Annotated in this window: 23 protein-coding genes; 10 read left to right on the top strand and 13 right to left on the bottom strand. The window is 71.9% G+C overall.

The window, feature by feature from the left end; genetic code table 11:
• Positions 1–114 precede the first annotated feature (114 nt).
• From AB0C01_RS29580 to deoC, 3 genes are read right to left on the bottom strand one after another with little or no spacing between them, the layout of a single operon-like run.
• The gene (locus AB0C01_RS29580; RefSeq protein ID WP_357241479.1) at positions 115–939 is read right to left on the bottom strand and encodes an aldehyde dehydrogenase family protein; all 825 of its coding nucleotides are present in this window, start codon (positions 937–939) and stop codon (positions 115–117) included.
• The gene (locus AB0C01_RS29575) at positions 932–2,362 is read right to left on the bottom strand and encodes an aldehyde dehydrogenase family protein (protein WP_357572699.1); all 1,431 of its coding nucleotides are present in this window, start codon (positions 2,360–2,362) and stop codon (positions 932–934) included. Before AB0C01_RS29575 ends, AB0C01_RS29580 begins: the two co-directional genes overlap by 8 nt.
• Positions 2,363–2,368: 6 nt before the next feature.
• Positions 2,369–3,397 (bottom strand): deoxyribose-phosphate aldolase, encoded by a 1,029-nt coding sequence (deoC, locus tag AB0C01_RS29570; protein ID WP_357572698.1) that lies wholly within the window; start codon positions 3,395–3,397, stop codon positions 2,369–2,371.
• Between the two features lie 126 nt (positions 3,398–3,523).
• Here deoC and upp point away from each other — a divergent pair, with 126 nt between their 5' ends.
• Together upp and AB0C01_RS29560 are read left to right on the top strand one after the other, a co-directional pair.
• Positions 3,524–4,156 (top strand): uracil phosphoribosyltransferase, encoded by a 633-nt coding sequence (gene upp, locus AB0C01_RS29565; protein ID WP_357241488.1) that lies wholly within the window; start codon positions 3,524–3,526, stop codon positions 4,154–4,156.
• Positions 4,157–4,231: 75 nt separating this feature from the next.
• Complete coding sequence (locus AB0C01_RS29560) at positions 4,232–4,909, top strand: GPP34 family phosphoprotein (protein ID WP_357241491.1); 678 nt, start codon at positions 4,232–4,234, stop codon at positions 4,907–4,909.
• A gap of 9 nt (positions 4,910–4,918) precedes the next feature.
• Here the strand turns inward: AB0C01_RS29560 and AB0C01_RS29555 are convergent, their stop codons facing one another.
• Together AB0C01_RS29555 and AB0C01_RS29550 are read right to left on the bottom strand one after the other, a co-directional pair.
• Positions 4,919–6,595: a phospho-sugar mutase gene (locus AB0C01_RS29555; protein ID WP_357572697.1), complete on the bottom strand. Its 1,677-nt coding sequence runs from the start codon at positions 6,593–6,595 to the stop codon at positions 4,919–4,921.
• Between the two features lie 47 nt (positions 6,596–6,642).
• Positions 6,643–8,706 (bottom strand): serine/threonine-protein kinase, encoded by a 2,064-nt coding sequence (locus AB0C01_RS29550; RefSeq protein WP_357241497.1) that lies wholly within the window; start codon positions 8,704–8,706, stop codon positions 6,643–6,645.
• Between the two features lie 206 nt (positions 8,707–8,912).
• Here AB0C01_RS29550 and AB0C01_RS29545 point away from each other — a divergent pair, with 206 nt between their 5' ends.
• Together AB0C01_RS29545 and AB0C01_RS29540 are read left to right on the top strand one after the other, a co-directional pair.
• Entirely contained in the window at positions 8,913–10,496 is a 1,584-nt protein-coding gene (locus AB0C01_RS29545) for a methylmalonyl-CoA mutase family protein (protein ID WP_357368557.1), read from the top strand.
• A gap of 438 nt (positions 10,497–10,934) precedes the next feature.
• Complete coding sequence (locus AB0C01_RS29540) at positions 10,935–12,194, top strand: amidohydrolase (RefSeq protein WP_357241503.1); 1,260 nt, start codon at positions 10,935–10,937, stop codon at positions 12,192–12,194.
• On the opposite strand, the gene AB0C01_RS29535 is transcribed toward AB0C01_RS29540, so the two are convergent.
• Complete coding sequence (locus AB0C01_RS29535; protein WP_357242376.1) at positions 12,151–13,149, bottom strand: DUF4349 domain-containing protein; 999 nt, start codon at positions 13,147–13,149, stop codon at positions 12,151–12,153. The two genes, AB0C01_RS29540 and AB0C01_RS29535, sit on opposite strands and share 44 nt — an antisense overlap.
• A 93-nt stretch (positions 13,150–13,242) precedes the next feature.
• On the opposite strand from AB0C01_RS29535, the gene AB0C01_RS29530 reads away from it, so the two are divergent.
• The 3 genes from AB0C01_RS29530 (at position 13,243) to AB0C01_RS29520 (ending at position 15,705) form a co-directional block, all read left to right on the top strand.
• Positions 13,243–13,875 carry an MBL fold metallo-hydrolase gene (locus AB0C01_RS29530; protein ID WP_357241506.1) on the top strand — a complete coding sequence of 211 codons (633 nt, stop codon included), beginning with the start codon at positions 13,243–13,245 and terminating at the stop codon, positions 13,873–13,875.
• 4 nt (positions 13,876–13,879) lie between these two features.
• Positions 13,880–14,857 (top strand): hypothetical protein, encoded by a 978-nt coding sequence (locus AB0C01_RS29525; protein WP_357572696.1) that lies wholly within the window; start codon positions 13,880–13,882, stop codon positions 14,855–14,857.
• A 104-nt stretch (positions 14,858–14,961) separates the two neighbouring features.
• Positions 14,962–15,705 carry a hypothetical protein gene (locus tag AB0C01_RS29520; protein WP_357241512.1) on the top strand — a complete coding sequence of 248 codons (744 nt, stop codon included), beginning with the start codon at positions 14,962–14,964 and terminating at the stop codon, positions 15,703–15,705.
• A 75-nt stretch (positions 15,706–15,780) separates the two neighbouring features.
• Here the strand turns inward: AB0C01_RS29520 and AB0C01_RS29515 are convergent, their stop codons facing one another.
• Positions 15,781–16,236 (bottom strand): gamma-glutamylcyclotransferase, encoded by a 456-nt coding sequence (locus AB0C01_RS29515; RefSeq protein WP_357241515.1) that lies wholly within the window; start codon positions 16,234–16,236, stop codon positions 15,781–15,783.
• A 106-nt stretch (positions 16,237–16,342) separates the two neighbouring features.
• Here AB0C01_RS29515 and AB0C01_RS29510 point away from each other — a divergent pair, with 106 nt between their 5' ends.
• Positions 16,343–17,746, top strand: a complete 1,404-nt coding sequence (locus tag AB0C01_RS29510) for an NAD(P)H-quinone dehydrogenase (protein ID WP_357241518.1) — start codon at positions 16,343–16,345, stop codon at positions 17,744–17,746.
• Here AB0C01_RS29510 and AB0C01_RS29505 read toward each other — a convergent pair.
• Positions 17,703–18,341: a DUF998 domain-containing protein gene (locus tag AB0C01_RS29505; protein WP_357572695.1), complete on the bottom strand. Its 639-nt coding sequence runs from the start codon at positions 18,339–18,341 to the stop codon at positions 17,703–17,705. The genes AB0C01_RS29510 and AB0C01_RS29505 overlap by 44 nt on opposite strands.
• Positions 18,342–18,533: 192 nt before the next feature.
• Positions 18,534–19,151: a DedA family protein gene (locus AB0C01_RS29500; RefSeq protein ID WP_357572694.1), complete on the bottom strand. Its 618-nt coding sequence runs from the start codon at positions 19,149–19,151 to the stop codon at positions 18,534–18,536.
• A 520-nt stretch (positions 19,152–19,671) separates the two neighbouring features.
• On the opposite strand from AB0C01_RS29500, the gene thrS reads away from it, so the two are divergent.
• On the top strand, positions 19,672–20,889 hold the full coding sequence (gene thrS, locus AB0C01_RS29495; protein WP_357572693.1) for a threonine--tRNA ligase: 1,218 nt from the start codon (positions 19,672–19,674) through the stop codon (positions 20,887–20,889).
• 64 nt (positions 20,890–20,953) lie between these two features.
• On the opposite strand, the gene AB0C01_RS29490 is transcribed toward thrS, so the two are convergent.
• The 4 genes from AB0C01_RS29490 to AB0C01_RS29475 form a co-directional block, all read right to left on the bottom strand.
• Positions 20,954–22,876, bottom strand: coding sequence for an ABC transporter ATP-binding protein (locus AB0C01_RS29490; RefSeq protein ID WP_357242379.1), 1,923 nt, complete (start codon positions 22,874–22,876; stop codon positions 20,954–20,956).
• 164 nt (positions 22,877–23,040) lie between these two features.
• A complete protein-coding gene (locus AB0C01_RS29485) occupies positions 23,041–24,774 on the bottom strand; it encodes an ABC transporter ATP-binding protein (protein WP_357572692.1) in 1,734 nt (577 codons plus the stop codon).
• Positions 24,768–25,250 carry a MarR family winged helix-turn-helix transcriptional regulator gene (locus tag AB0C01_RS29480; RefSeq protein WP_357241533.1) on the bottom strand — a complete coding sequence of 161 codons (483 nt, stop codon included), beginning with the start codon at positions 25,248–25,250 and terminating at the stop codon, positions 24,768–24,770. The genes AB0C01_RS29485 and AB0C01_RS29480 overlap by 7 nt, the downstream gene beginning before the upstream one ends.
• A 25-nt stretch (positions 25,251–25,275) precedes the next feature.
• Complete coding sequence (locus AB0C01_RS29475) at positions 25,276–25,722, bottom strand: DoxX family membrane protein (RefSeq protein WP_357241536.1); 447 nt, start codon at positions 25,720–25,722, stop codon at positions 25,276–25,278.
• An 84-nt stretch (positions 25,723–25,806) separates the two neighbouring features.
• Between AB0C01_RS29475 and AB0C01_RS29470 the strand changes: the two genes are divergently transcribed.
• Positions 25,807–26,397 carry a TetR/AcrR family transcriptional regulator gene (locus AB0C01_RS29470; protein WP_357572691.1) on the top strand — a complete coding sequence of 197 codons (591 nt, stop codon included), beginning with the start codon at positions 25,807–25,809 and terminating at the stop codon, positions 26,395–26,397.
• Positions 26,398–26,450: the final 53 nt, after the last annotated feature.

Below are 26,450 nucleotides of genomic sequence, written 5' to 3'. Positions count from 1 at the left end.
CCGACGAACCCGGCCCAGGTCAGGTTTTCCGGGGAGCCCCACCCGCGCAGGGATCAAGCCTGACCGCCCGGAGCGGGTGGGGCTCCCCGGAAAACCACAAGGCCGGGAACGACATCACACCCCCTTGGGGTGCCACACCGTCTTCGTCTCCAGCAGGACTGTCATCCGGCCCAGACCCGGGTCGGTCGACCAGTCGTGGTCGGCGGGCGCCGGTCGGAGGACCCGCTTGAGGTTCTCTGCCGCCCTGACCTCCAGGTCGGTGGCGAGCGCGGCGTCGGTGACCCCGGTCAGGTCGATCGCGTTGACGTCCATGTGCGCGGCCAACGCCGGCGCGGTCTCGGTGATCGCGCCGGTGAGGATGTTGACCACCCCGCCGGGCAGGTCGGAGGTGGCCAGCACCTCGGCCAGTGTCACCGCGGCCAGTGGCTCCGACGGGGACGCCGCCACCACCACCGTGTTGCCGCTGACGATCGCCGGGGCGATCACGCTGACCAGGCCGAGCAGCGCCGGGCGTTCCGGGGCGACCACCGCGACCACGCCGGTCGGCTCGGGCGCGGAGAGGTTGAAGTACGGGCCGGCGACCGGGTTGGCGCCGCCGTACACCTGGGCGAGCTTGTCGGCCCAGCCGGCGTACCAGACCCAACGGTCCACCGCGGCGTCCACCTCGTCGCCGGGGATGCCCAGGGCGACGAACTGCTCGCGGCGGCCCTCCAGCATCTCCGCGGCCCGGTAGAGGATCTGACCCCGGTTGTACGCGGTCGCGCCGGCCCAGCCCTTCACGGCGGCGCGGGCGGCGACCACCGCGTCCCGGGCGTCCTTGCGGGAGGCCAGTGACACATTCGAGGACTGCACGAGATACGACCGTCCCGACTCGCTGCGCGGGAACTTCCCGCCGATGAAGAGCTTGTACGTCTTGCGTACGGCGACCCGCTCAGACATTGAGGTACCCCTCCAGCCCGTGCCGGCCGCCCTCGCGACCGTAGCCCGACTCCTTGTAGCCACCGAACGGCGAGGTGGGGTCGAACTTGTTGAACGTGTTGGCCCAGACCACGCCGGCGCGCAGCCGGTCGGCCATCCACAGGATGCGGGAGCCCTTGTCGGTCCAGATGCCGGCCGACAGCCCGTACGGCGTGTTGTTGGCCTTCTCGACGGCCTCAGCCGGCGTGCGGAACGTGAGCACCGACAGCACCGGGCCGAAGATCTCCTCGCGGGCGATCCGGTGGGCCTGGGTGACCCCGGTGAAGATGGTGGGCGCGAACCAGAAGCCCCGGTCGGGCAGCTCGCACGGCGGTGACCAGCGCTCGGCGCCCTCGGCGGAACCGGCGTCGGACAGTTCGCGGATCCGCTCCAACTGGGCGGCCGAGTTGATCGCGCCGACGTCGGTGTTCTTGTCCAGGGGGTCGCCGACCCGCAGTTGGGCCATCCGCCGCTTCAGCGACTCCAGGACCCGGTCGGCCACGTTCTCCTGCACCAGGAGGCGGGAGCCGGCGCAGCAGACGTGCCCCTGGTTGAAGAAGATGCCGTTGACGATGCCCTCGACGGCCTGGTCGATGGGCGCGTCGTCGAAGACGATGTTGGCGGCCTTGCCACCCAGTTCCAGGGTGAGCTTCTTGCGGGTGCCGGCGACGGACCGGGCGATGGCCCGGCCGACCTCGGTGGAGCCGGTGAAGGCGACCTTGTCCACGCCGGGGTGCTCGACCAGGGCGCGGCCGGTGTCGCCGGCGCCGGTGATGATGTTGACCACACCGGCCGGCAGGTCGGCCTGCTGGCAGATCTCAGCGAACAGCAGCGCGGTGAGCGGGGTGGTCTCGGCGGGCTTCAGCACCACCGTGTTGCCCGCGGCGAGCGCCGGGGCGATCTTCCACGCCAGCATGAGCAGCGGGAAGTTCCACGGGATGACCTGCGCGGCCACGCCGATCGGCTGCGGGTTGGCGCCGAAACCGGCGTGCGGGAGCTTGTCGGCCCAGCCGGCGTAGTAGAAGAAGTGCGCGGCGACCAGCGGCAGGTCGACGTCCCGGGACTCCCGGATCGGCTTGCCGTTGTCCAGCGACTCCAGGACGGCCAGCTCACGGGACCGCTCCTGGATCAGCCGCGCGATCCGGTACAGGTACTTCGCCCGGTCGCGGCCGGGCATCGGACCCCAGACCTTGTCGTACGCCTTGCGTGCCGCGCGCACCGCGCGTTCCACGTCCTGGGCGCCGGCCTCGGCGATCTCGGCCAGCACCTCCTCGGAGGCGGGGTTGATCGACTTGAAGCTGCCACCGTCGGTCGGATCGACGAACGCGCCGTCGATGAACAGCCCGTACGAGGGCTTGAGGTCCACCACCGAGCGGGACTCGGGGGCGGGGGCGTATTCGAACATCGGCTATCAGTCCAGGGTGAAGTAGTCGGGACCGGAGTAGACGCCGGTCGTCAGCTTGGTGCGCTGCATCAGCAGGTCGTTGAGCAGGCTGGACGCGCCGAAGCGGAACCAGTCCGGGTCGAGCCAGTCCGGGCCGACGGTCTCGTTGACCATCACCAGGTACTTGATCGCGTCCTTGGTGGTCTTGATGCCACCGGCGGGCTTCACACCCACCTGACGCCCGGTCGCCTCGCGGAAGTCGCGGACCGCTTCCAGCATCACCAGGGTCACCGGCATCGTCGCCGCGACCGGGACCTTGCCGGTGGAGGTCTTGATGAAGTCGCCGCCGGCCAGCATGGCCAGCCAGGAGGCCCGCCGCACGTTGTCGTAGGTGGCCAGCTCGCCGGTCTCCAGGATCACCTTGAGGTGGGCGTCCCCGCAGGCCTCCTTGGTGGCCACGATCTCGTCGTAGACCTCCTGGTAGCGCCCGGACAGGAACGCGCCCCGGTTGATCACCATGTCGATCTCGTCGGCGCCGGCCGCGACGGCGGCCCGGGTGTCGGCCAGCTTGATCTCCAGCGGCGCCTGGCCCGACGGGAAAGCGGTCGCCACGCTGGCCAGGTGCACAATGCCAAGTCCGGCCGGCGCGGCGCCGCCCGCACGTCCCGGCTCGCCGGATGCCCGCCCGGACCCGGCAGTAGAACCGCGCAGCACCTCGGCGACGTACGGGACCATTGCCGGGTAGACGCAGACCGCGCCGACGTGCGGGCAGGACGGGTCGGCCGGGTCGGGTCGCAGCGCCTTCGCGGCGAGCGCCCGCACCTTGCCCGGGGTGTCCGCCCCTTCCAGGGTGGTGAGGTCGACCATCCGGATCGCCAGGTCGATGGCCTGGGCCTTGGCGGTGGTCTTGATGGATCGGGTGCCGAGCTGTGCCGCCCGCTGCTCCGCGCCGACCTGGTCCACGCCCGGTAGGCCGTGGAGGAAGGTCCGCAGAGCGGTCTCGGATCGTCCCAGCTCGGAGAGCTCCGACCGGGCCGACGTCGTTGTCGCCGTCATGCCCCGAAGTCTACGCACCGGAAAGCCGCGTGATCTTGCTCACAGCGGCTCGCCGGACGTGAGCGGCGTCGCTGGTCCGACCGCACCCGCACCGGCGGGACGTACGGACCGGTAGGTTGAGCGATCGTGGACGTACACGTCATTGACCACCCGCTGGCCCAGTCGAGACTGACCGCCATGCGGGACGCGCGCACCGATTCCTCGACGTTCCGGGCGGCGCTGCACGAACTGACCACCATGCTGGTGTACGAGGCGGCGCGCACCTTCCCCGTCGAGCGGTACCCGGTGCAGACGCCGGTCACCGGCACCGAGGGCACCCGGCTGGCCAACCCGCCGCTGCTGGTCCCGGTGCTGCGGGCCGGCCTGGGCATGGCGGACGCCGCGCTCGGCCTGCTGCCGGAGTCCTCGATGGGCTTCGTCGGCCTGGCCCGCGACGAGGAGACCTACGAGCCACGCGCGTACATGGAGTCGTTGCCCCGCGACCTGGCCGGACTGCCGGTGCTGGTGCTCGACCCGATGCTGGCCACCGGTGGCTCGCTGGAGCACTCCTGTCGGCTGCTGGCCGACCGCGGCTGCACCGACATCACCGTGCTCTGCGTGCTCGCCGCGCCGGTCGGCATCGAGCGGCTGGAACGTTCTGGCCTGCCGTTGCGCCTGGTCACGGCCTCGATCGACGAGGGGCTCAACGACCGCATGTTCATCGTCCCCGGGCTCGGGGACGCGGGCGACCGCCAGTTCGGCGGCATGCCCCGGTTCTGAGGGCGGTACACCCGGTCGGTGTCGGGTCGGGCGGGTCCGTGCGCGGTGTGCACGGACCCGCTACCGTCTCCGGCCATGACTGGTGTTGCTCTCGCCAAGGAGCTGCTGCTCCTCGCCTACGACGACACGACCGGCAAGGCGACCATGCCGCGAATCAGCCTGGACCTGGGCATGGCCGCCGCGGTGCTGGTCGAGCTGGCCCTGGCCGGCCGGATCGCGTACGCCGACGGTTCGTTGGCAGTGATCGACCCGACGCCCACCGGCGAGCCGGTCGCGGACGAGGTGCTGGGCCGGGTCGCGGCCGACACCCCGCACAGTCCGGCTTCCTGGGTGCAGCGCCTGCGGCACGGCCTGCGGGACCGGATTCTCGGCGACCTGTGCAGCCAGGGTGTGGTCCGCGACGTCGACGAGACCGAGTTGGGCTTCATCCACGTGCACCGCTACCCGGTCGTGGACGCCACGGTGGAGGCGGAGACCCGGCAGCGGCTGGCCGAGGCGCTGACCGGCGCGGCGGCCCCGGACGAGCGGACCGCCGCGCTGGCCACCCTGGTCGTGGTGCTGCGGATGGAGTCCGCGCTCGGGGTGGACGGCGAGACCGCCGCGGACGCGCGCCGCCGGCTGGAGGAGATCGCCACCGGCGCCGGCTTCTCCGGCGAGGTGAGCACCGACGACTCGGTGGTCCGCCCCTCGGTCGGCCTGGTCGTCGCCGCCCTGGGCCGGGCCGTCGACCAGGCCCTCGGCCCCCGCCGCTGACCCCGCCGGTCAGAGTCCCAGAGCCGCGGCGATCTCGGTGCGCAGCTGCGCGATCGCCGACTCCGCGCGGGCCCGGGCCGCGGCGACGTCGCGGTCGGGCACCGGCTCCACCACCTCGAGGTACGCCTTGAGCTTCGGCTCGGTCCCGGATGGGCGGATCACCACCCGGGCCACCGCGGTCCGCAGGATCACCACGTCCGACTCGGGTAGCAGGTCCCGCACGCTGTCTACCGGCTGCCCGAGCAGGGTGGTCGGGGTGGCCGCCCGGATCCGGGCCATCGCGTCGGTGATGACTTGCAGGTCGTCCACCCGGGCGGAGAGCTGGTCGGTGTGGTGAACGCCGAACTCGGCGGCCAACTCGTCCAGCCGGTCGGTCAACGTGCGGCCCTGCGTCTTCAGGCCGGCGGCCAGTTCGGCCACGGTCAGCGCTGCGGTTATGCCGTCCTTGTCCCGTACGTGCTCCGGGGCGACGCAGTAACCGAGCGCCTCCTCGTAGCCGAAGACCAGCGGTGCGCTGCCGCCGCCGGCCCGCACGATCCACTTGAAGCCGGTGAGCGTCTCGTCGTAGGGCAGGCCCCGGGCCGCGCACATCGCCCGCAACAGTGACGACGACACGATCGTGGTGGCGTAGAGCCCGGTCACCCCACGGCGCATCAGGTGGTCGGCGAGCAGCACGCCCACCTCGTCGCCGCGCAGCATCCGCCAGCCCTGCCCGCCGCCCGTGCTGTCCCGGACGACCACCGCGCACCGGTCCGCGTCCGGGTCGTTCGCGATGGCGAGGTCCGCGCCGGTGGAGTCGGCCAGCGCGATCAACCGGTCCACCGCCCCCGGCTCCTCCGGGTTGGGGAATGACACGGTGGGAAACGCCGGGTCCGGCTCGGCCTGGTCGGGCACCACACCGGGCACCGGGAAACCGGCGCTGGCGAAGGCGGCGGTGAGCACCGCCGCGCCCACCCCGTGCAGCGGCGTGTACGCCACGGTCAGGTCCCGGGGTCCGTCCGGGTCGATCACCGCGGTGGCCCGTTCCACGTACGAGGCGACCAGGTCGTCACCGAGCACCTGCCCGGGTGGACCCAACGGCACCTGGGTCAGTGGGCCGACCGCCCGGATGGCCGCCTCGATACCGGCATCGGCGGGCGGCACGATCTGCGCGCCGGCACCCAGCTCACCGCCCAGTTCCGCGCCGAGGTAGACCTTGTAGCCGTTGTCCTGGGGCGGGTTGTGGCTGGCCGTGACCATCACTCCGGCGACCCCGCCGAGCTGGCGTACCGCGTACGCCAGCACCGGGGTGGGCAGTGGGCGGGGCAGCAGCAGAGCCGGCCGGCCCGCGCCGGTGGCCACCTGGGCGGTGCGTTCGGCGAACTGCCGGGAGCCGTGCCGGGCGTCGTACCCGATCACCAGAGGGCCGGTGCCACCCTGGGCCGCGAGCCAGCCGACCAGGCCGGCAGCGGCCTGGGTGACCACGGCGAGGTTCATGCCGTTCGGGCCGGCGCGCAGCGGTCCGCGCAGGCCCGCCGTGCCGAAGGTCAGCGGACCGGCGAACCGGTCGGCCAGCTCCGGGGCGCTCGCCGGCAGCCGGTCGAGCACCGCCGTCAGCTCGTCCCGGCTGGCCGGGTCGGGGTCGTCGGCCAGCCAGCGCCGGGCTTGCTCGCGAATGTCGTCGATGTCAGTGGTGTCCGCCGCCATGCCTCTTGATAGCACGGCGGCGGATCACCGCTGTCGGTTCCCTCGGCTCAGCCTGCCCCGGTGAGCTTGAACGTCCTGGCCATCTCGTCGAAGATCGGCTTGCTCTCCGCGAACTTGGCGTTCGTCGAGGTGAGGTAGAACGAGTACGCCTTGCCGCCCTCGGCCACGCCACGCCAGACGCCGTGCCGCATGACGTCGCCCTCGCCGCAGGTGTACTCGAATTCGGCGGCCGGCTTGCTGTCCAGTTGGGTCTCGGTGGCGTTGAGCTGCTGGTACGGCTTGACGCAGGAGGTGCTCCGGGTCATGAGACCGTTCGCTGCCGTCTCCGCCCAGCGGTTGGCGTCGCTCGACCACTTCTCGGTGATGATGCGGACCTTGCGACCGCTGTCCTCCGGGTCGGTGTAGTCGGTGTACGAGGGGCCGGTGGCCTTCTTCCAGCCCTTCGGCACCATGACCTGGATGCCGCGGGCCACGTGCTCCTGCATCTCGACCGTGGAGGCCGCCGGGGCGGACGCGGTCGGCTGCGCCGCCGGGGTGTTCGGCGGGGAATCGTCGCCACTGGTGAGGGCCACCACGGTGAGCAGCAGCACGACGGCCAACCCGCCGGCCGCGGCGAGCTGCACCTTGCGGGGCCAGCCCTTGACCGTGCTGACGAGCTGACCACCGGTGGCACGGGCCTTGCCGAGGGCGCCGCCGCCAGCAGGGGCGGGCGAGGTGGCCCAGGGCTGGCCGGTGCCGGGCACCGACCACTGGTTGCCGCCGCCGTAGGTGCCGCCGATGCGCTGGGTGGCCTCCGGTGCGCCGCCGTACCCGACCTGCTGGGTGGCATCGGCGGGGCTGCCGTAGTTGACCCGCTGGGTGGCGTCCGGGTGCCCGCCGGCGTCCACCCGCTGAGTGGTGTCGGCGCTGCCACCGTAGGTGTGCCGGGGAGGTGGCTGGCCGGGGCCGGGCATCGCGCCGGTGGGCGTGTGCAGTGGGCCGGCCAACACGTCGGCGCTGGTCTCGTCGAACCCGGTGGCACCGGCCGCGGTGGCCGGCCGGGGGCGCTCGCCCCGGCGCAGCGCGGCGAGCCGATCGGTCAGGGACTCGTCCGGGGCCAGCATCGCCGGGCCACCGATCTGCTTGTCCGACTTCGGCTCCGCCGGGGGCGGCGGGAGGACCGGCACCGGAGGGCGCTGCTGCACCGGCACCACCGCGTACGGGTCGGTGACCGAGTGCACCGCGGTCGCGGTGCTGCCCAGCGGGCCGGCGAGCAGCTCGCGCAACATGGCCCGGGAGGTGTGCACATCCAGTCGGCGGGCCGGGTCCTTTTCCAGCAGGCCCATCAGCACGCGGGTCAGCGGGCCGCTGCGCTGCGGCGGGGCCGGTGGGTCCTCGACCACGGCGTGCATGGTCTCGATCGGGTCACCCTTGTCGAACGGGGGTCGCCCCTCCACCGCCGTGTAGAGCGTCACACCCAGCGAGAAGAGATCGCTCGGCGGACCGAACTCCTGGCCCATGGCCCGCTCGGGCGAGATGAAGTGCGGGGAGCCGAGCACCATCCCGGGGGTGGTGAGCTGCACGTCGGTGGGCATCCGAGCGACCCCGAAGTCGGTGAGCACGCACCGCCCGTCGGAGCAGATCAGCACGTTTGCCGGCTTGACGTCGCGGTGCAGGACGCCGATCGCGTGCGCCACCTCCAACGCGCCGAGCAGCGCGATGCCGATCTTGGCGACGGCGCGGGGCGCGACCGGCCCGTCCTCGATCACCATGTCGGCGAGGCTGCGGGCGTCCAGCAGCTCCATCACGATCCACGGCCGGCCGGCCTCGGTGACCACGTCGTACACCTGCACCACGGCCGGGTGCTGGATGGCGGCGGCGGCCCGCGCCTCGCGCAGGGTGCGTTCGTACATGGCGTCGCGGTCGCTGGGGGCCAGCCCCGGAGGCAGGACGACCTCCTTCACCGCCACGTCACGGCGCAGCAGGGTGTCGGTGGCACGCCACACGGTGCCCATGCCGCCGTTGCCCACCGAGGACCGCAGCGAGTACCGGCCACCGATGGTGGTGCCGGGTGCTGCGCGGCCGTTGGCGGGACTGACTGGTCCGCCGCTCCACGTCGGGATCTGAGTCACAGAAAAGCCACCGGGGGAAATCGAGGGGGGCTGGGACACAACCCCCCTATCTTGCTGGTTCCGACGCCCGATGCGAAAGCCGACGCGACGGACGTTTGTCGAAGTCGACAGAAAGTGCCATGCGGTTCACCTGCTGTCGACGGCTCGGAACGGGCTGTGCGGTATCCCTCACCCGATGCCGTGCCCGCACGACCTACCATCCGGGGATGAACGAACGGCGGTCAAGCGAGTCCGGTTTTCCGATCAAGGGCGTCTACACGGGCGCGGACCTTCCGGAGGACCTGGACTCCCGGCTGGGCGCCCCCGGCGAGTTCCCGTACACGCGGGGGGTCTACCCCACCATGTACACCTCCCGTCCGTGGACCATGCGCCAGTACGCCGGCTTCGGCACCGCCACCGAGTCCAACGCGCGCTACCACCAACTGTTGCGGGCCGGCACGATGGGCCTCTCGGTCGCGTTCGACCTGCCGACCCAGATGGGCTACGACTCCGACGAGTCGATCGCGCACGGCGAGGTCGGCAAGGTGGGTGTCGCCATCGACTCCATCGAGGACATGCGGCTGCTCTTCGCCGACATCCCGCTGGACAAGGTCTCCACCTCGATGACCATCAACGCGCCCGGCTCGGTGCTGCTGCTGCTCTACCAGCTCGTCGCCGAGGAGAACGGGGTGCCCGGCTCGGCGCTCAACGGCACGATCCAGAACGACATCCTCAAGGAGTACATCGCCCGGGGCACGTACATCTTCCCGCCGAAGCCGTCGCTGCGCCTGGTCGCGGACACGTTCGCGTACTGCCGCAAGGAGGTGCCGAAGTGGAACACCATCTCCATCTCCGGCTACCACATGGCCGAGGCCGGCGCGACGCCCGCGCAGGAGATCGCGTTCACCCTGGCCAACGGCGTGGAGTACGTGCGGGCGGCGCTGGCCGCCGGGCTCGCGGTGGACGATTTCGCGCCCCGGCTGTCGTTCTTCTTCGTGGCCCGCACCACACTGCTGGAGGAGGTGGCGAAGTTCCGCGCCGCCCGGCGGATCTGGGCCCGGCTGATGCACGACGACTTCGGCGCGAAGGATCCGAAGTCGATGATGTTGCGTTTCCACACGCAGACCGCGGGCGTGCAGCTCACCGCGCAGCAGCCGGAGGTGAACCTGGTCCGGGTGGCGGTGCAGGGGCTGGGCGCGGTGCTCGGCGGCACGCAGTCGCTGCACACCAACAGCTTCGACGAGGCGATCGCGCTGCCCACCGAGAAGGCGGCCCGGCTCGCGTTGCGTACCCAGCAGGTGCTGGCGTACGAGACCGACCTGACCGCCACCGTCGACCCGTTCGCCGGGTCGTACGTGGTGGAGGCGATGACCGCCGAGATCGAGGCCGCCGCGCTCGAGTTGATGGAGCGGGTGGCCGACCACGGCTCGGCGGTGGACGCGATCGAGGCCGGTTTCCAGAAGCGGGAGATCGAGCAGTCCGCGTACCGGATCGCGCAGGAGATCGACTCGGGTGAGCGGGTGGTGGTCGGGCTCAACCGGTTCGCCGTGGACGAGGAGGAGCCGTACGAGCCGCTGCGCGTCGACCCGACGATCGAGGCGGGTCAGGCCGAGCGGCTGGCGCGGCTGCGCTCCGAGCGTGACGGCGCGGCCGTGACGCGGGCACTCGCCGACCTGCGGGCCGCCGCGGAGGGTTCGGACAACGTGCTCTACCCGATGAAGGAGGCGCTGCGGGCCCGGGCCACCGTGGGTGAGGTGTGCGGGACGCTGCGCGAGGTCTGGGGGCTGTACCGGCCCACCGATCGCTTCTGACCCTCGCGGTCGCGGTGTGTCCGTCGGGCTGGGCGGGTACCGGATCGGAGGAGCGCGGACGCACACGGTGTGCGCCCGCGGTGGGCGGCTACATGTGAGCGTCCCTATCCGGCTGGTTGCGGGTGTGGTCGGCTAATTGTCGGAGTGTCAGTTCATCACCCCGACTAATGCGACAATTTACACCTGGATCCGCGCGTGTTCCGCCAGATCCTGGGCCGCCGCGATTGGTTACGCGTTGTAGGAGGTGAGGGGCGGATGTCGGCGTTCGACAGCGATCTACCTGCTGTCCCACACATCTCCGAGCGCTCCGAACAGGGCGTACCTGACGCTGCGCGGTCTGATCATTACCGTAACGAGGTTGCGCAGCGTCACCGTCGGAGGTCTAGGCTGTCTGCTGTCCCCGATGATCCATCCATTTCTAGTGATCGAGAATTCGACGTGACGAGTGCGTTGACGCTGCCCACAGGTGGCCAGCTGGCGTCGTCCTGGCTGGAGACGCCGCCAGGCTCCCAACCGCTGCCCCGCGAACTGGACCACCTCCTCGCCCTCCGCGTACCGGGGCTGATCGCTACGCGCCGTCACCTCCACTCGCACCCAGAGCTGTCCGGCAACGAGTTCGAGACGGCCGCCCTGATCGCCCGCGAGCTCTCGCTGGCCGGGCTCAACCCGCGCCTGCTGCCCAAGGGCAACGGCGTGATCTGCGACATCAACGGTCGGCCGGACGGCCCCGTGGTCGCGCTGCGCGCCGACATCGACGCCCTGCCCCTGGACGACTCCAAGGACGTGCCCTACCGGTCGACCGTGGCGGGCGTCTGCCACGCCTGCGGCCACGACGTGCACACCACGATCCTGCTCGGCGTCGGCATGCTGCTGGCCCAGCTCGCCGACCTGGGTGAGCTGGACGGACGGGTCCGGCTCATCTTCCAGCCGGCCGAGGAGATCCTGCCCTGCGGCTCGCTGGAGGTCATCGAGGCCGGCGGCCTGGACGACGTGGTGCAGATCTTCGCGCTGCACTGCGACCCGAACCTGCCGGTGGGGAAGGTCGGCCTGCGGGTCGGCCCGATCACCGCGGCCGCCGACAACGTCACCGTCCGGCTCTCCGGCCCGGGCGGGCACACCGCCCGCCCGCACCTGACCGTCGACCTGGTCGACGCGCTCGGCCGGCTGGTCACCGAGGTGCCCGCCCTGGTCAGCCGCCGGGTGCCGGCCAACAGTGGCCTACTGCTGGTCTTCGGCCACGCCTCGGCCGGCACCCGCTACAACGTCATCCCCTCCGAGGCGAGCGCCTCCGGCACCCTGCGGGTGATGGACCGCGACACGTGGGAGTTGGCCCCCAAGATCGTCGCTCAGGTGGTCCGGGACGTGATCGCGCCGACCGGCGCCACTGTCGACCTGGAATACCTGCGCGGCCGGCCGCCGGTGTCCAACGACGCGCGGGCCATCCAGGTGCTGACCGCAGCCACCGCCGCCGCGCTCGGCCCGGAGGGGATCGCCGAGACGCCGCAGAGCATGGGCGGCGAGGACTTCTCCTGGTATCTGGAGTACGTCCCCGGCGCCCTCGCCCGGCTCGGGGTGGGTCGCTCGGGTCCCAACGTCGACCTGCACCGGGCAAGCTTCGACGTGGACGAGCGGGCCATCCCCGCCGGCGTACGCGTCATGGTGCAGACCGCGCTGCGGGCACTGGCGGCGGCGCGCTGACCGGAGCGGTCGGCATCGAGGTCCTCTTCCGGCGACGCAGCACCAACAGCAGCACCGCCACCGGTACGCCGATTGCCAGCAGCCACGGCAGCAGTGCCCCCAGCACGGTGAGCAGGACGGTCAACGAGGCCACGAACGCCCTCCAGCCGCCCTTGAGCCCGACCAGGAAGCCGGTCTCGGCTTCCTCCTCGGTGGCCTTGGCCGCCGGCCCGACAAGTGTCACGGTGATCGTGGAGAGCGCGGTCAGGTCGGCCAGTCGTCGTTTCTTGGCCTCCAACGACGCCAGGTCGGCCTCGCGGCGACCCAACTCGTTCTCCAACGACACCAGGTCGGTGATCGAGCTGGCGCGGGCCAGCAACCGGCGGGCGCTCTCCACCCTGGCCCGCTGACTGGTGATACGCGCGTCGAGGTCGACGATCGCCTCGGTGGCGTCCTCGGTGCTGATCTCCCGGCTCTGCTGACTCCCGCGCTTCGCGATCTCGTCCACCACTTCGGTGAACTTCTCCGCCGGCACCCGCAACTGCAACTCCGCCACCGCGTCGGCACCGGCACTGCGCCGCTGGTCACCGCCGATGAAGCCACCGGCGCGAGCGACCAGGGCGCTCACCTCGCGGGCCTTGGCGTCCACATCGTCCACCTGCACCCGCATCGAACCGGTGTAGATGATGGCCCGCTGGTCGACCCGCAGGTCCGGTGCCCCGGCGCCGGCCTCCTGGGGCGCCCCGGCCCCGGCCTGCTGCCGGTCCCCGGCCTTGGCCGCCTCGGGCGCTACCGCCGCGTTGTCCCGCGCAGCGTCGCGGTCCACCGCCGGTGGGGCGGCCGCGGTGTCCGCCGTTCCACTGTCGCCGGCCCCGCACCCGGTCAACACCAGCGCCGCCGCCAGCGCCGTTACCGCCAGCAGTGTGCCGCGTCGTCGTACCGCCTGTCCGTCCATCCCCGCTCCCCTCGTCGTGATCCGGTGTGGCGATAGCTCGGACGTGGCGCACACGTCGGCTGGTTCCGGCAGACTGCGCTGAGGACGTCACGATTCGATAATCGAGGAGTCACGATGCGGCTCACCAAGTACGCCCACTCCTGCCTCCGGGTGGAACACGACGGGGGAGTGCTCGTCGTCGACCCCGGGGTGTTCGGCGACTCCGCGACGGCGTTGGATGGCGCGGACGCGGTGCTGATCACCCACCTGCACTCCGATCACCTCGACCTGGCCGCGGTGCGCCAGCAGCTCGACCGGCGACCGTTCCCGATCCACGGGCCGGCCTCACTCGCCGAGACCCTGGGCGACACCGCCGAGGTGTTGCACCCGGTCACGCCCGGCGAGTCGTTCACCGCCGCCGGGGTCGCCGTCCGGGCGTACGGGGGGCGACACGCGGTGATCCACCCCGACATCCCCGTGGTGGACAACCTCGGTTACCTGATCAACGACGTGGTCTACCACCCGGGCGACTCCCTGGTGGTGCCCGACGAGACACCCGTCGACACGCTCTTCGCGCCGATCCACGCCCCCTGGTCGAAGTTCTCCGAGGTGCTCGACTTCATCCGCGCGGTCGCGCCCCGGCGGGCGTACGCCCTGCACGACGGCCTGCTCAACGACAACGGTCTGCGCGTGCTGAACGGGCAGTACACCGCGCTGTCCGGCACCGAGTACCAGCGGCTGGAGCCCGGTACCCGGGTGGACGTCTGATCCGATGCCCGGCCCGTCAGCGGAGCTGGTGCAGCAGCTCTACCGCATCCCACCGGACCGGTTCGTGGCCGCCCGGGACGCCGCCGTGGCCGAGGCCCGCCGTGCCGGCGACCCGGGCACCGCCCGACAACTGGCCCGGCTACGTCGCCCGACGGTGGCGGCCTGGCTGGTGAACCTGCTCGCCATCCAACGCCCGGAGCTGGTCGCCGACCTGGTCCAGCTCGCCGATGCCCTGCGGACGGCCCAGCGGGAGCTGCGCGGGCCTCGACTGCGGGAGTTGTCCGCTCAGCGCCGGGCGGTGGTCGGCGCCCTGGTCGCCGAGGTTCGCAAGCTCGCGGTGACGGAGTCGGACGCGCCACCGGCCGGTCGGCTGCCACTGGCCGAGGTGGAGTCGACGCTGAACGCGGCGTTCTCCGACGTCGACGTCGCCGAGCAGGTCCGGGCGGGCCGCCTGCTCCGGGCGGCCAGCTACGCCGGCTTCGGCGAGGTGCCCCGCCCGCAGCTGAGGTTGGTCACCGGCGACGACGAGGAGGAGCCCGAGGAGGAACGCCCCGCCCGCCGACCGGGTACCCAGCGGGGGCGTCCCGAGGCGGTGCCCCGCCCGGATCGGGCCGCGGAGCGCGCCGAGCAGGCCGCGCAGCGGGCCGCCCGCGCGGAGCGGGCACGGCAGCGCCGCGCCCTGGATCGGGAGTTGGCCAAGGCCCGGACCGACCAGCAACGCGCGGAGGCCGAGCTGACCGAGGCGGCCGGACAGGAGCGGGACGATGTTGCCGTACTCGATGGGATCGAGGCCGAACTGGCCGAGCTGGAGCGGCGGCGGGCGGTCGCCGAGCAGGATCTCAGTCGGGCCAAGCTCGCTCGGCGAGCCGCCGAGCGAGCGGTCACCGTGGCTCGGCGGCGCGCGGGCGAGGTCGAGGCGGCGGTCGAGGCGTTGGCGGCCGAAGAGGGGGATGCGGACGAGGGCGGTGGCGCGGGAGACTGACCATCGATGGACGACGACGAGTGTGCGGGCCGTCCAGGGCGGGTGACCCCGGATCGGGGCCTCGTCGTGGTCGATGGATCGGGTTGCCCGAGAGGGCGGCTCGGATGACACCGGAGCAGGTCGCTGCCGCCAGCAAGCCGGTCGTGCTCGACCTCGGCGACGCGTTCACCCGGGATCCGGCCACGTTGCGCCGTGCCCGACTGCTCGGCATCTCCGGCTGGGCGTTCTACATCAGTGGTCGGGCTGGCGCGCTTGGCGATGTGCGGGCCGAGACGGCCGCCGCGGCGCTCGGGTTCATCGCCCCGGACGCGGTTGCCGACGGGTGGGACGCCGCCGCCCGGATCGTCCCGCCGATCGAGGTGGCGACGGCGAGCCTCGCCGAGTGCTGCCGCTGGGGCGCGCAGCAGCTCGACGCCCGGCCCGCCATCGAGCGCCTGGCGTTCCTCGTCGAGCGTGCGGTGGTGGCGGCGGACGCCAGCGCCATGCCGCTCTTCGCCGCGTGGCGGGCCATGCCGCTGCCGGATCTCTCCGCCGGCGCCCGCAGCGCCGCCGGGCTGCGACTGCTCCGGGAACACTTCACCGGTGCCTACCTGCTGGCGGTACGCGCCGCCGGGATGACCCCGCTGGAGGCCGTGCTCGCCGGGCCGGAGGGGGAGGCCGGGGCGGTGGCCTGCGGCTGGTCGCCGCCCTACCCGCCGATCGGGCCGTTGGTGCGCCGGCGACTCTGGGCGGAGGCGGTGACCAACCGTCTCGTCGCGCCGGCGTTCACGGCCCTCGGTCCGGCTGCCGGCGCCGAGCTTGTCGAGTTGCTGCACCGCACCCGGGCCGACCTCGCCGCCGGTGTGTGATTGACGACCCTCGTCGCACCCGATCCGCGCTCCGCTCAACGGCGGGAGCAGACTGGGGAGGTGCGATACGCGCTGCTAGGCCGACGCGGTGCCGGTGGGGCGGGACCGCAACTCGGTGACGTAGTCGTCCGGGGCGCCCGCCTTCTCGGCGGCGTTCGCGATCTCGGACAGATACCACGACGTCGGCAGGCCGCCCTCGTAGCCGTTGAAGACGTAGATCCACGCGGTCACGTCGCCGTCGAGGGTGGAGACCCGGACGTGCAGCTTGCGGTACGTGCCGGCGGTCACCCCCTCGATCTGGTCGAGCTGACCCGCGTCGTACGGGTGGATGTCGTAGAGCGCGACGAAGACCCGGTCACCGGGCGACTCGACCAGGGTGCTGACCGCACCCTCCCAGCCGATCACGTCCGCTCCGGCGAAGGTCAGCCGCCAGCCTTCCAGCCAGCCGGTGCCCACCATCGGCGAATGCGGACAGTAGGCGCGCATTCGGGCGGGATCGAGATTTGAGCCGTAGGCGGCGTGATGACGCACGGCGATGACGATAGCCCGGCGGACGGGTGGGGGAGAATACGACAGTGCGTGTCGAATGCGCTCGGGAGAACAAAGTCACTGTGAAATTGGACGAAGGGCGAACGCTGTGAGCCGGATCGTGATCATCGGTGGGGGGCCGGCCGGGTACGAGGCGGCGCTGGTCGCCGCCCAGCTGGACGCCGATGTCACCGTGGTGGAGGCCGATGGTGCCGGCGGGGCCTGCGTGCTCTCCGACTGTGTGCCGTCGAAGACCTTCATCGCCAGCTCCGGGGTGGTCACCGGTTACCGGGACACCGAGGAGTTCGGGGTGCACTCGGACGGCCTGGAGGCGGTCACCGTCGACGCCCGGGCCGTGCACGAGCGGGTCAAGCGACTGGCGTTGGCGCAGTCCGCCGACATCCACGCCAAGCTCCTCAAGGCCGGCGTCACCTTCGTGGCCGGCACCGCCCGGCTCGGCGAGGACGCTCTCGGGCACACCCATCTGGTCGTCGTGACTCCCGCGGACGGCGGGGAGGAATACTCCATCGCGGCGACCACCGTGCTGGTGGCCACCGGCTCGACACCCCGCCAGCTACCCACCGCCGTACCGGACGGTGAGCGCATCCTGACCTGGCGCCAGGTGTACGACCTGCCGGAGCTGCCCGAGCACCTGATCGTGGTCGGCTCCGGTGTCACCGGCGCGGAGTTCGCCAGCGCGTACCTGGCCATGGGGGTCCAGGTGACCCTGGTGTCCAGCCGGGACCGGGTGATGCCGCACGAGGACGCCGACGCCGCCTCCGCCATCGAGCGGGTGTTCCGCAACCGGGGCATGGAGATCCTCAACAACTCCCGGGCCGACGCGGTCCGGCGTACCGCCGACGGCGTCGAGGTGGAACTCTCCGACGGCCGCAGGGTCACCGGCTCGCACGCGCTGATCACCGTCGGTTCGATCCCGAACACGGCCAACCTGGGCCTGACCGAGTACGGCGTCGAGCTGGGCCGGGGCGGCTACGTCACCGTCGACCGGGCGTCCCGGACCAACGTGCCCGGCATCTACGCCGCCGGTGACTGCACCGGGGTGCTGCTGTTGGCCAGCGTCGCCGCGATGCAGGGTCGGATCGCCATGTGGCACGCCCTCGGCGAGGCGGTCCGCCCGTTGCGGCTGCGTACCGTCGCGGCGAACGTCTTCACCGACCCGGAGCTGGCCACCGTGGGCGTCTCGCAGGACGAGGTGGACGCGGGCAAGACCCCGGCCCGGCAGGTGATGCTGCCGCTGTCCGGCAACGCCCGCGCGAAGATGGACGACCTCTCCGACGGCTTCGTGAAGTTGTTCTGCCGTCCGGCCAGCGGCCAGGTGATCGGCGGTGTGGTGGTCGCCCCGAAGGCCAGCGAGCTGATCCTGCCGATCACGATGGCCGTGGAGAACAACCTGACGGTCAACGAGCTGGCCCAGACCATCACCATCTACCCGTCGCTGTCCGGCTCGATCACCGAAGCAGCACGCCAGCTGATGCTCCACGAGCTGGAGTGACCCTCCGGGTCTGGATCACCGCCACCGTGGCCAGGACGGCTACCTCGGTGAGGATGAGCAGGCGTTCGGCCAGTCCGATGAGCATTCGGTCGCCGGGGTAGGCGGACCAGATCATGGCCGCCGCCAGGGCGAGGCTGAGCAGGACGAGGGTGCGGAGCGTCCGGGCCGCGGGGGCCAGGGCCGGCCGGCGGGCGAGCAGCCAACCGCTGACCGGTAGCGCCAGGAAGGCGACCACCGAGGCGTACCGGTGCAGGTAGGCCTCGGTGGTCATGGCGGTACCCGGCTCGTTGGTCGGCACCACCGCGGCGAGTAGCAGCCCGGCCACCCACGCGCCGAGCAGCAACTCGGCCGTCCCGGCGCGCGGTCGGGGTGGGCCGGTGCGGCGCAGCCCGTACAGCAGCGCCACCGTGGCGAGGGCGAGCACCACCATGGCCACGTCGATGACGCCGCCCCGGTCGGAGACCGCGAAGTCGCTGATGGTCAGCGCCCAGGGGCTGAGGTCGTCGTTGACTTCGAGGTGACCGATCACGGTGAGCAGCGCCGCCACGGCGATCCCGCCCAGGGCCAGCAGACCGGTGTTCCGGGTTCCAGGCATGCCTCAGCCTGTCGCCGCGACCACCCCAGCCGGATCCGGGAAGCCCACCGAAATCGCCCCGAGGAACCACCCCTAGAGACCCCCGGCCCACCTTCCGCGATCTTGCACTTTCGGTCGCCCTTATGCGCGACACGCCCCAAATGCGGGGACACCAAGTGCAAGATCGCGGGGCAGGCGGGGGCGGGGCGACACTTAGTCGATGGTGACGTCGACTGCGGCGGCGCGGGCGTGGCGGGCGCTGACCAGCGTCATCGCCCATCCCGCTGCGGCGAAGCCGACCGCGGCGGCGGTGGCGATGATGGCCAGGCGCCACGCCGACTCGGTGAGCGCGGTGCCGCCGAGGTGCCCGACCAGCGCGCCGTAGGTGGCCCAGCCCAGCGCGGCGACGGCCTCGTAGAGCACGAACAGCCGATACGGGTAACGGCTGCGACCGGCCGAGAAGCAGGCCGCCATCCGGCCGCCGGGCACGAACCGGCAGAGCAGGATGACCATCGGCCCGGGTTGGCGGAGCCCCCTGGTGACCCGACTGGCCATCCGACGGGCCCGGCTCAGCTCGGCGTGCCGGGGTGCCCGCCGGTCCGGTGCGTTGCGTCCGAGCAGGTAGCAGGCCAGGTCGCCGGCGAAGACACCGAGTGCGCCGACGGCGATGGTGACCGGCAGGTTGAGCCCGCCGTAGACGGTGAGCGCACCACTGGTGATCATGACGATCTGGGTGGGGATCACCGGGACGAAGGCGTCCGCGATCAGGAGGGCGAGCAGCACCAGGTACGCCCACGTCGGCGATGCGACGTCAGTCAGTAGTTCGGGCACGCCTGCCACCTCGCCGGATGCGGCCGATTGGGTGTCTTGAGCCTGACGGCGTGTCCGGCGTCACGGAGGACAGGCCCGGTCCGTCGTGACGGTCGACACGACGGGGGCCACCCAGGTACAACGAGGTCAACCGATCTCGGGTGACGGGTGCGACGCCCGTCCCACCCGTCCGGTACCGGGCGGCAGAACGGCGCACGTCGGCGTACCGTTGACGGGCGCGGCCCACGCCCGTCGGGTCCCCCGTTCCTGACGATTCGGGCCGCCAGGGCCGCCGGCGGGTCCCGCGCCGGCGGCCCACCTCTCTGCTCGCCGCCGCAAATCCGGGTGCGTCCCCGGTTGCCCCGCGAGTACGGTCGCCGTATGCGCAGCGCGGTTGTGGTGACCACGACGCCGGGAATCCCCGGCGCGCCGCTCTGACGTAACCACAGTCGACCAGGCCCCGGGGCGATCCGCCCCCGAGGGCCGCGCGCCGTTCGGAGCCCAGGTCGCCTCCGGGTCGTACCCGATCCAGGAGCCCGACATGATCGACCACCGTAGGCTCGGCCGTGAGCTGGACCTCTTCGTCTCCGATCCGCTGGCCGGCGCCGGCCTGCCGATCTGGCTGCCGGCCGGCGCCGCCGCCCGGCACGCCGTCGAGGAGTACGTCCGGGAGTTGGAGCGCCGCTCCGGCCACCAGCACGTCTACTCGCCGCCGCTGGGCAAGCGCGAACTCTTCGAACTCTCCGGCCATCTCGGCTACTTCGCCGACGACATGTTCCCGCCGATGCGGCTCAGCGCCGACGACGAGTTCGTGCTCCGCCCGGCGCTCTGCCCACACCACGCGCTGGTCTTCCGGGCGCGGGGCCGTTCCTACCGGGAGCTGCCGCTGCGGATCGCGGAGTTGGGCGGGATGTACCGCTCGGAGCGTTCCGGGGTGCTCGGCGGGCTGGCCCGGGTACGGGCCATCTCGCTCAACGACGCGCACACCTTCTGCGCCCCCGAGCAGGTGGGCGGGGAGGTCGTCGAGATCCTCCGGCTGATCCGTGCCGCGCACGCCGCGCTCGGCGTCCGCCCGGCCGGCTTCCGGCTCTCGTTGCGCGGGCCGGGGGAGAAGTACGTCGGCGACGACGCGCAGTGGGCCCACGCGGAGGAGTTGCTCCGGGGCGCGCTGGCCGGCGTGGAGTACGTCGAGGCGCCCGGCGAGGCTGCCTTCTACGGCCCGAAGATCGACATTCAGATCGTCGACGCGGCCGGCCGGGAGTCGACCATCTCCACCATCCAGCTGGACTTCGACAAACCCGAGCGGTTCGACCTGTCGTACACCGACTCGGACGGCAGCCGGCGTCGCCCGGTCATGGTGCACCGCAGCCTGGTCGGCAGCATGGAGCGGCTCTTCGCGTACCTGATCGAGGTGCACGAGGGCGCCTTCCCGGCCTGGTACGCCCCGGTGCAACTGGTGTTGCTGCCGGTCGGCGACGGCCAGGCCGACGCGGCGGCCGACCTGGCCCGCCGGGCCGTCGACGCCGGCCTGCGGGTCGAGGTGGACGGCGCCGGCTCGCTGGGTGCCCGGATCCGGGACGCGGCCCGCCGCCGCGTCCCGTACCTCGGGGTGTTGGGTGCCCGGGAGGCGGCCGACGGACGCCTCGCGCTGCGCCTGCGCGGTGGCCGGGCCCTGGACCCGATGCCCGCCGACGCGGCGTTGGCCCTCATCGGCGGGCAGGTCGCCGCGCGCGCCGCCGAGCTGCTCCCGGGGGGCTGACCCACCCGCCGAGCCGGGGTGGGTCGCCGTCGGTCGCGTGGCGCGCACGGCGGCGACCCGCCCCTCAGACCGACGCCGGCTGGGCGGCGGGCTCGGCCGGTTCCTCGTCGGCCACGGCACCGGTGAACTGGGAGCGGTAGAGCCGGTGGTACGCGCCGTGGGCGGCGAGCAGTTGCTCGTGGGTGCCCTGCTCGACGATCCGGCCGTCCTCCATCATCAGGATCAGGTCGGCGTCGCGGATGGTGGAGAGGCGGTGCGCGATGACGAAGCTGGTCCGGTCCGAACGCAGCGCGGCCATCGCCCGTTGCAGCAGCACCTCGGTACGGGTGTCCACCGAGCTGGTGGCCTCGTCCAGGATCAGCAGCGACGGCTCGGCGAGGAACGCGCGGGCGATGGTGATGAGCTGCTTCTCGCCGGCACTGACGTTGCTGCCCTCCTCGTCGATGACCGTGTCGTAGCCGTCCGGCAGGCTGCGGACGAACCGGTCCACGAACGTGGCCCGAGCGGCGGCGAGGATCTCCTCCTCGGTGGCGTCCGGCCGCCCGTAGGCGATGTTGTCCCGGATGGTGCCGCCGAACAGCCAGGTGTCCTGGAGCACCATGCCGATCCGGCCGCGCAGGTCGTCGCGGCGCATCGTGGTGATGTCCACCCCGTCGAGGGTGATCCGGCCGGCGTCCAGCTCGTAGAAGCGCATGACCAGGTTGACGAGCGTGGTCTTGCCGGCGCCGGTCGGGCCGACGATCGCCACCGTGTGCCCCGGCTCGGCGACCAGCGACAGGTCGTCGATCAGTGGCTTGTCCGGCTCGTAGCGGAACGAGACGTGCTCGAACTCGACCCGCCCGTGCGGGTCGGCGACCCGGGCCGGCTCGACCGGGTCGGGGGTCTGCTCGTCCGCGTCGAGCACCGCGAAGACCCGCTCGGCCGACGCCACCCCGGACTGGAGCAGGTTGGCCATCGAGGCGAGCTGGGTGAGCGGCTGGGTGAACTGCCGGGAGTACTGGATGAACGCCTGCACGTCGCCCAGACTCATCGTGCCGGAGGCGACCCGCAGCCCACCGACCACGGCGATCGCCACGTAGCTCAGGTTTCCGATGAACATCATCGACGGCATGATGATCCCGGAGACGAACTGCGCCCCGAAGCTCGCCCGGAACAGCTCCTCGTTCTTCGCGTGGAACGCGGCCTCCACCTCACGCTGCCGGCCGAAGACCTTCACCAGCTCATGACCGGTGTACGCCTCCTCGATCTGGCCGTTCAACTCGCCGGTGTGCGTCCACTGGGCGATGAACTGCTTCTGTGAACGCTTGGCGATGCGCTGGGTGACGAGCACCGACAGGGGCACCGCGACCAGGGCCACCAGGGCCAGCAGCGGTGAGATCCAGAACATCACGGCCAGCACGCCGACGACGGTCAGCAGCGAGGTGAGCAGCTGGCTCAGCGTCTGCTGGAGGCTCGTCGAGATGTTGTCGATGTCGTTGGTGACCCGGCTGAGCAGTTCGCCGCGGGGCTGCCTGTCGAAGTACGGCAGCGGCAGCCGGTTGAGCTTCTCCTCCACCTCGGCGCGCAGCCGCAGCACGGTGCGCTGGACCACCCCGTTGAGCAGCCAACCCTGCCACCAGGACAGCACGCTCGCGGCCAGGTAGAGCCCGAGGGCCAGCAGCAGCACCCGCTTCAGGGCGGCGAAGTCGATGCCCATTCCGGGCACCACGTCCATCCGGGCCAGCATGTCGGCGAAGCTGTTGTTGCCGTTGGCCCGCGCCGCGGCGACGGCCTGCTCGGCGGTGGTGCCGGCGGGCAGGTCCCGGCCGATCACCCCGGTGAAGATCAGGTCGGTGGCGTGGCCGAGGATCTTCGGGCCGGCCACGCTGAACCCCACGCTCACCAGGGCCAACGTGATGATCGCGGCCAGGTGCAGCCGGTGCGAGCGCAACCGGCCGAGCAGCCGGCGGGCGGACGGCCCGAAGTTCATCGACTTCTCGGCGGGCATCCCGGCACTCATCCACGGCGGACCGCCGCCCGGACGGCCGGGCGGCAGCCGCTTCGGCGTCGCCGCGCCGCCGGCGGGCGCCGACGCGTCCCCTCCCGGTGTCCGTTCGTCGCCGGCCGGCTTCTGACTGGGTACGGCCGCGGTGCGCGGCTCGTCGCGCTCGCTCACGCCGCCACCTCCGTCGTCTGCTGGGACGCCACGATCTCGGCGTACGTCGGGCAGGTCTCCAACAGGTCCGCGTGTCGTCCCACTCCGACGACCCCTCCGTTCTCCAGAACGATGATCTGGTCGGCGTCGATGATCGTGGACACCCGCTGGGCCACGATCACCACCGCCGACTGCGCGGTGACCGGCCGCAGGGCGGCTCTGAGCCGTGCGTCGGTGCCCAGGTCGAGCGCCGAGAACGAGTCGTCGAAGAGGTAGATCTCCGGTTGCCGGACCAGCGCCCGCGCGATGGCCAGGCGTTGCCGCTGCCCACCGGACACGGTGGTGCCGCCCTGGGCGATCGGCGCCTCCAGGCCGCCGGGCATCTGGGCCACGAAGTCCCGGGCCTGGGCGATCTCCAGTGCCGCCCACAACTCCTCGTCGGTGGCGTCCGGGTTGCCGTAGCGCAGGTTGCTGGCGACCGTCCCGGTGAACAGGTACGGCCGCTGCGGCACCAGACCGATCCGCCGCCACAGCTCGTCCGGCGCCAGCTCACGCACGTCCACCCCGTCGACGAGCACCGCACCGGCGGTGACGTCGACCAGGCGGGGGATCAACGACAGCAGGGTCGTCTTGCCCGCGCCGGTGCTGCCGATGATCGCCGTGGTGGTGCCCGGGGTGGCCCGGAAGGAGATGTCCCGCAGCACCGGTTCGACCGCGCCGGGGTACTGGAAGCGCACCCCGCGCAGCTCCAACTCGGCCCGGGTCGCCAACTCGCTGACCGGCTCGGCGGCGGGGACCACCGAGGAGTCGGTGTCCAGCACCTCGACGATCCGTTCGGCGCAGACCGCGGCCCGGGGCACCATCATCAGCATGAAGGTGGCCATCATCACGGCCATCAGGATCTGCATCAGGTATTGCAGGAACGCGGTGAGCGCGCCGATCTCGATCGCGCCCGAGCCGACCCGCTGCGCGCCGAACCAGAGGACCGCCACGCTGGACACGTTCAGCACCAGCATGACCACCGGGAAGATCAACGCCAGCAACCGGCCGGTCCGCAGCGCGGTGGCGGTCAGGTCGGCGTTGGCGACGCCGAAACGGTCCGTCTCGTACGGCTCGCGGACGAACGCGCGGACGACCCGGATGCCGGTGATCTGCTCGCGCAGCACCCGGTTGACCGTGTCGATGCGGGTCTGCATCAGCCGGAAGCCCGGCACCATCCGACGGATGATCGCGCCGAGCGTGACGGCCAGGACCGGCACGCTCACCAGCATCAGCCAGGAGAGCCCGACGTCCTCGCGCAGCGCCATCACCACGCCGCCGACGCTCATGATCGGCGCGGCGACCAGCATGGTGCAGCTCATCAGGACGAGCATCTGCACCTGTTGGACGTCGTTGGTGTTGCGGGTGATCAGCGAGGGTGCCCCGAACCGGGCCACCTCCCGGGCGGAGAAGCGGTTGACGTGCCCGAACAGCGTGGCCCGTACGTCCCGGCCGAAGCCCATCGCGATCCGTGCGCCCAGGTAGACCGCGGCGATCGAACAGACGATCTGGATCAGGCTGACCAGCAGCATCCACCCGCCGGTGTGCACGATGTAGTCGGTGTCGCCCCGCGCCACGCCCTTGTCGATGATGTCGGCGTTGAGGCTGGGCAGGTAGAGCGAGGCCATGGTGCCCACGAACTGGAGCAGCACCACCGCCAGCAACTGTCGTTGGTAGGTGCGCAGTTGGTTGCGCAACAGTCGGATCAGCACGCCGGGTCCTTCGGATCGGTAGGGCGGCCGGTCATCCGCGGGTCGTCCCCGCTGCCGATGACCTCTAGCAGGAACTCCCGGATCACCTGGGCCTTCGCCGGGTCGGCGTCGACCGAGGTGATGGGGCGTCCGGAGTGGATCATGGCCGTGAGTGCCGCCACCCGCTCCCGACCGGCAGGGGTGATCGCGAGTCGGATGCTGCGACGATCGCTGTCGTCGCGCTGCCGCTCGACCAGCCCGTCCCGGGCCAGCGTGTCCACGATGCCGGTCAGGGTCGCCGGGCGGACGAAGCCCATCTCGGCGACCTCCCGGTGGGGTAGCTCGCCGTGGCGGGCGAGCGTCATCAGGGTCACCATGCCGGCGTGGGTGAGACCGTGCTCCTCGGCGAGGTAGCGGTTCCAGCGCTGCTCGACGAGGTGCCCGGCCACCAGCAGCAGCCGGCCGAGCGGCACGTCCTGGAGGGTCACGATGTCCACGGTGAGCACCTTAGCTCCCTGATAGTCAGGGGCCAAACGAAATTACCGCGGCAGTGGCCACGAACACGATCTGCAGGACCGTGCGCTGTGGGAGCGGGGTCACCGGACGCCCGGCGAGGGTCAACCTCCGGTGGGCAGCCGAGACGTTGGCGGGGAACATCGCGAGCATGAGCAGGGCGAGCCCGGCCGCGGCCGGGCGGGCGGTCGCCGGGATCAGTAGCCCGACGGCGCCGGCCAGTTCGAGGACGCCGGTGACGGTCACCAGCAGAGCCGGGCGGGGTAGTCGGGGCGGGACCATCGCGATCAGGTCGGCGCGGCGCTGACCGACGAAGTGCGCGACGCCGGTCAGCACGAACAGCAGGGCCAACCCGACCCGCAGTGCGGGGTGCCAACCGTCCAGCGCGGAGATGCCAGCCAGGCCGGCCAGTCGGGCCAGCGCGCTGCCGGCGAGCAGAGCGATCAGGGGTGCCATCGGAATCCTCCTTCGCACAATCTTGTCGCTGGCAAGATTGCGTGACGAGGTAGCATCTTGTCAACGACAAGTTAGGATTCGGTCATGACTGAGACGCGCGGCTACCACCACGGCGACCTCCGTCGCGCGCTGCTCGCGGCCGCGCTCGACGCGATCGAGGAGGACGGGCAGGCCGCGCTGAGCCTGCGTGACCTGGCCCGTCGGGCTGGCGTCTCGCACGCCGCACCCGCGCACCACTTCGGCGACAAGGCCGGCCTGCGCACCGCGCTCGCCACCCAGGGCTTCGACCTGCTGGCCCAGGAGTTGACGGCGGCGGGGGACGACCTGCTGGCGGCCGGAGTCGCGTACGTCGACTTCGCCGTCCGACACCGCGCGCACTTCGAGCTGATGTTCCGGCCGGAGCTGTATCGGGCCGACGACCCCGAACTGGTCGCCGCGCGGGGCCGGGCCAGGGCCGCTCTGCGGGCGGGGGTGGCCTCGTTGCCCACCAACGGCACGCCCGCCGACACCGATCGGGACGCGCTCGCCGCCTGGTCGATCGCGCACGGCTTCGCGACCCTCTGGCTGGCCGGGGCGCTCCCGCCCCGGGTGGGCGACAACCCCCGGGACGCGGCCCGCGAAGTCCTGAGCCGCCTAGGCAGTGTCTTCAAAGGATCATGGTGTCGGATGATGTAGGGCGTGGGTCGTCGCTACGAGTTGTCTGACGTCGAGTGGGATGCGCTATCGCG

Origin of the sequence: Micromonospora sp. NPDC048905, assembly GCF_040649655.1 — a bacterium.
In the GTDB taxonomy this organism is placed as follows: Bacteria; Actinomycetota; Actinomycetes; order Mycobacteriales; family Micromonosporaceae; genus Micromonospora.
The sequence above is the reverse complement of the archived record's forward strand: the minus strand, read 5'-3'. Positions and strand labels throughout refer to the sequence as shown.

Coding starts and splice junctions, on each gene's coding strand:
- AB0C01_RS29580 (WP_357241479.1), bottom strand. CDS start 939: ATGTCTGAGCGGGTCGCCGTACGCAAGACGTACAAGCTCTTCATCGGC.
- AB0C01_RS29575 (WP_357572699.1), bottom strand. CDS start 2,362: ATGTTCGAATACGCCCCCGCCCCCGAGTCCCGCTCGGTGGTGGACCTC.
- deoC (WP_357572698.1), bottom strand. CDS start 3,397: ATGACGGCGACAACGACGTCGGCCCGGTCGGAGCTCTCCGAGCTGGGA.
- AB0C01_RS29560 (WP_357241491.1), top strand. CDS start 4,232: ATGACTGGTGTTGCTCTCGCCAAGGAGCTGCTGCTCCTCGCCTACGAC.
- AB0C01_RS29555 (WP_357572697.1), bottom strand. CDS start 6,595: ATGGCGGCGGACACCACTGACATCGACGACATTCGCGAGCAAGCCCGG.
- AB0C01_RS29545 (WP_357368557.1), top strand. CDS start 8,913: ATGAACGAACGGCGGTCAAGCGAGTCCGGTTTTCCGATCAAGGGCGTC.
- AB0C01_RS29530 (WP_357241506.1), top strand. CDS start 13,243: ATGCGGCTCACCAAGTACGCCCACTCCTGCCTCCGGGTGGAACACGAC.
- AB0C01_RS29525 (WP_357572696.1), top strand. CDS start 13,880: ATGCCCGGCCCGTCAGCGGAGCTGGTGCAGCAGCTCTACCGCATCCCA.
- AB0C01_RS29520 (WP_357241512.1), top strand. CDS start 14,962: ATGACACCGGAGCAGGTCGCTGCCGCCAGCAAGCCGGTCGTGCTCGAC.
- AB0C01_RS29505 (WP_357572695.1), bottom strand. CDS start 18,341: ATGCCTGGAACCCGGAACACCGGTCTGCTGGCCCTGGGCGGGATCGCC.
- thrS (WP_357572693.1), top strand. CDS start 19,672: ATGATCGACCACCGTAGGCTCGGCCGTGAGCTGGACCTCTTCGTCTCC.
- AB0C01_RS29490 (WP_357242379.1), bottom strand. CDS start 22,876: ATGCCCGCCGAGAAGTCGATGAACTTCGGGCCGTCCGCCCGCCGGCTG.
- AB0C01_RS29475 (WP_357241536.1), bottom strand. CDS start 25,722: ATGGCACCCCTGATCGCTCTGCTCGCCGGCAGCGCGCTGGCCCGACTG.
- AB0C01_RS29470 (WP_357572691.1), top strand. CDS start 25,807: ATGACTGAGACGCGCGGCTACCACCACGGCGACCTCCGTCGCGCGCTG.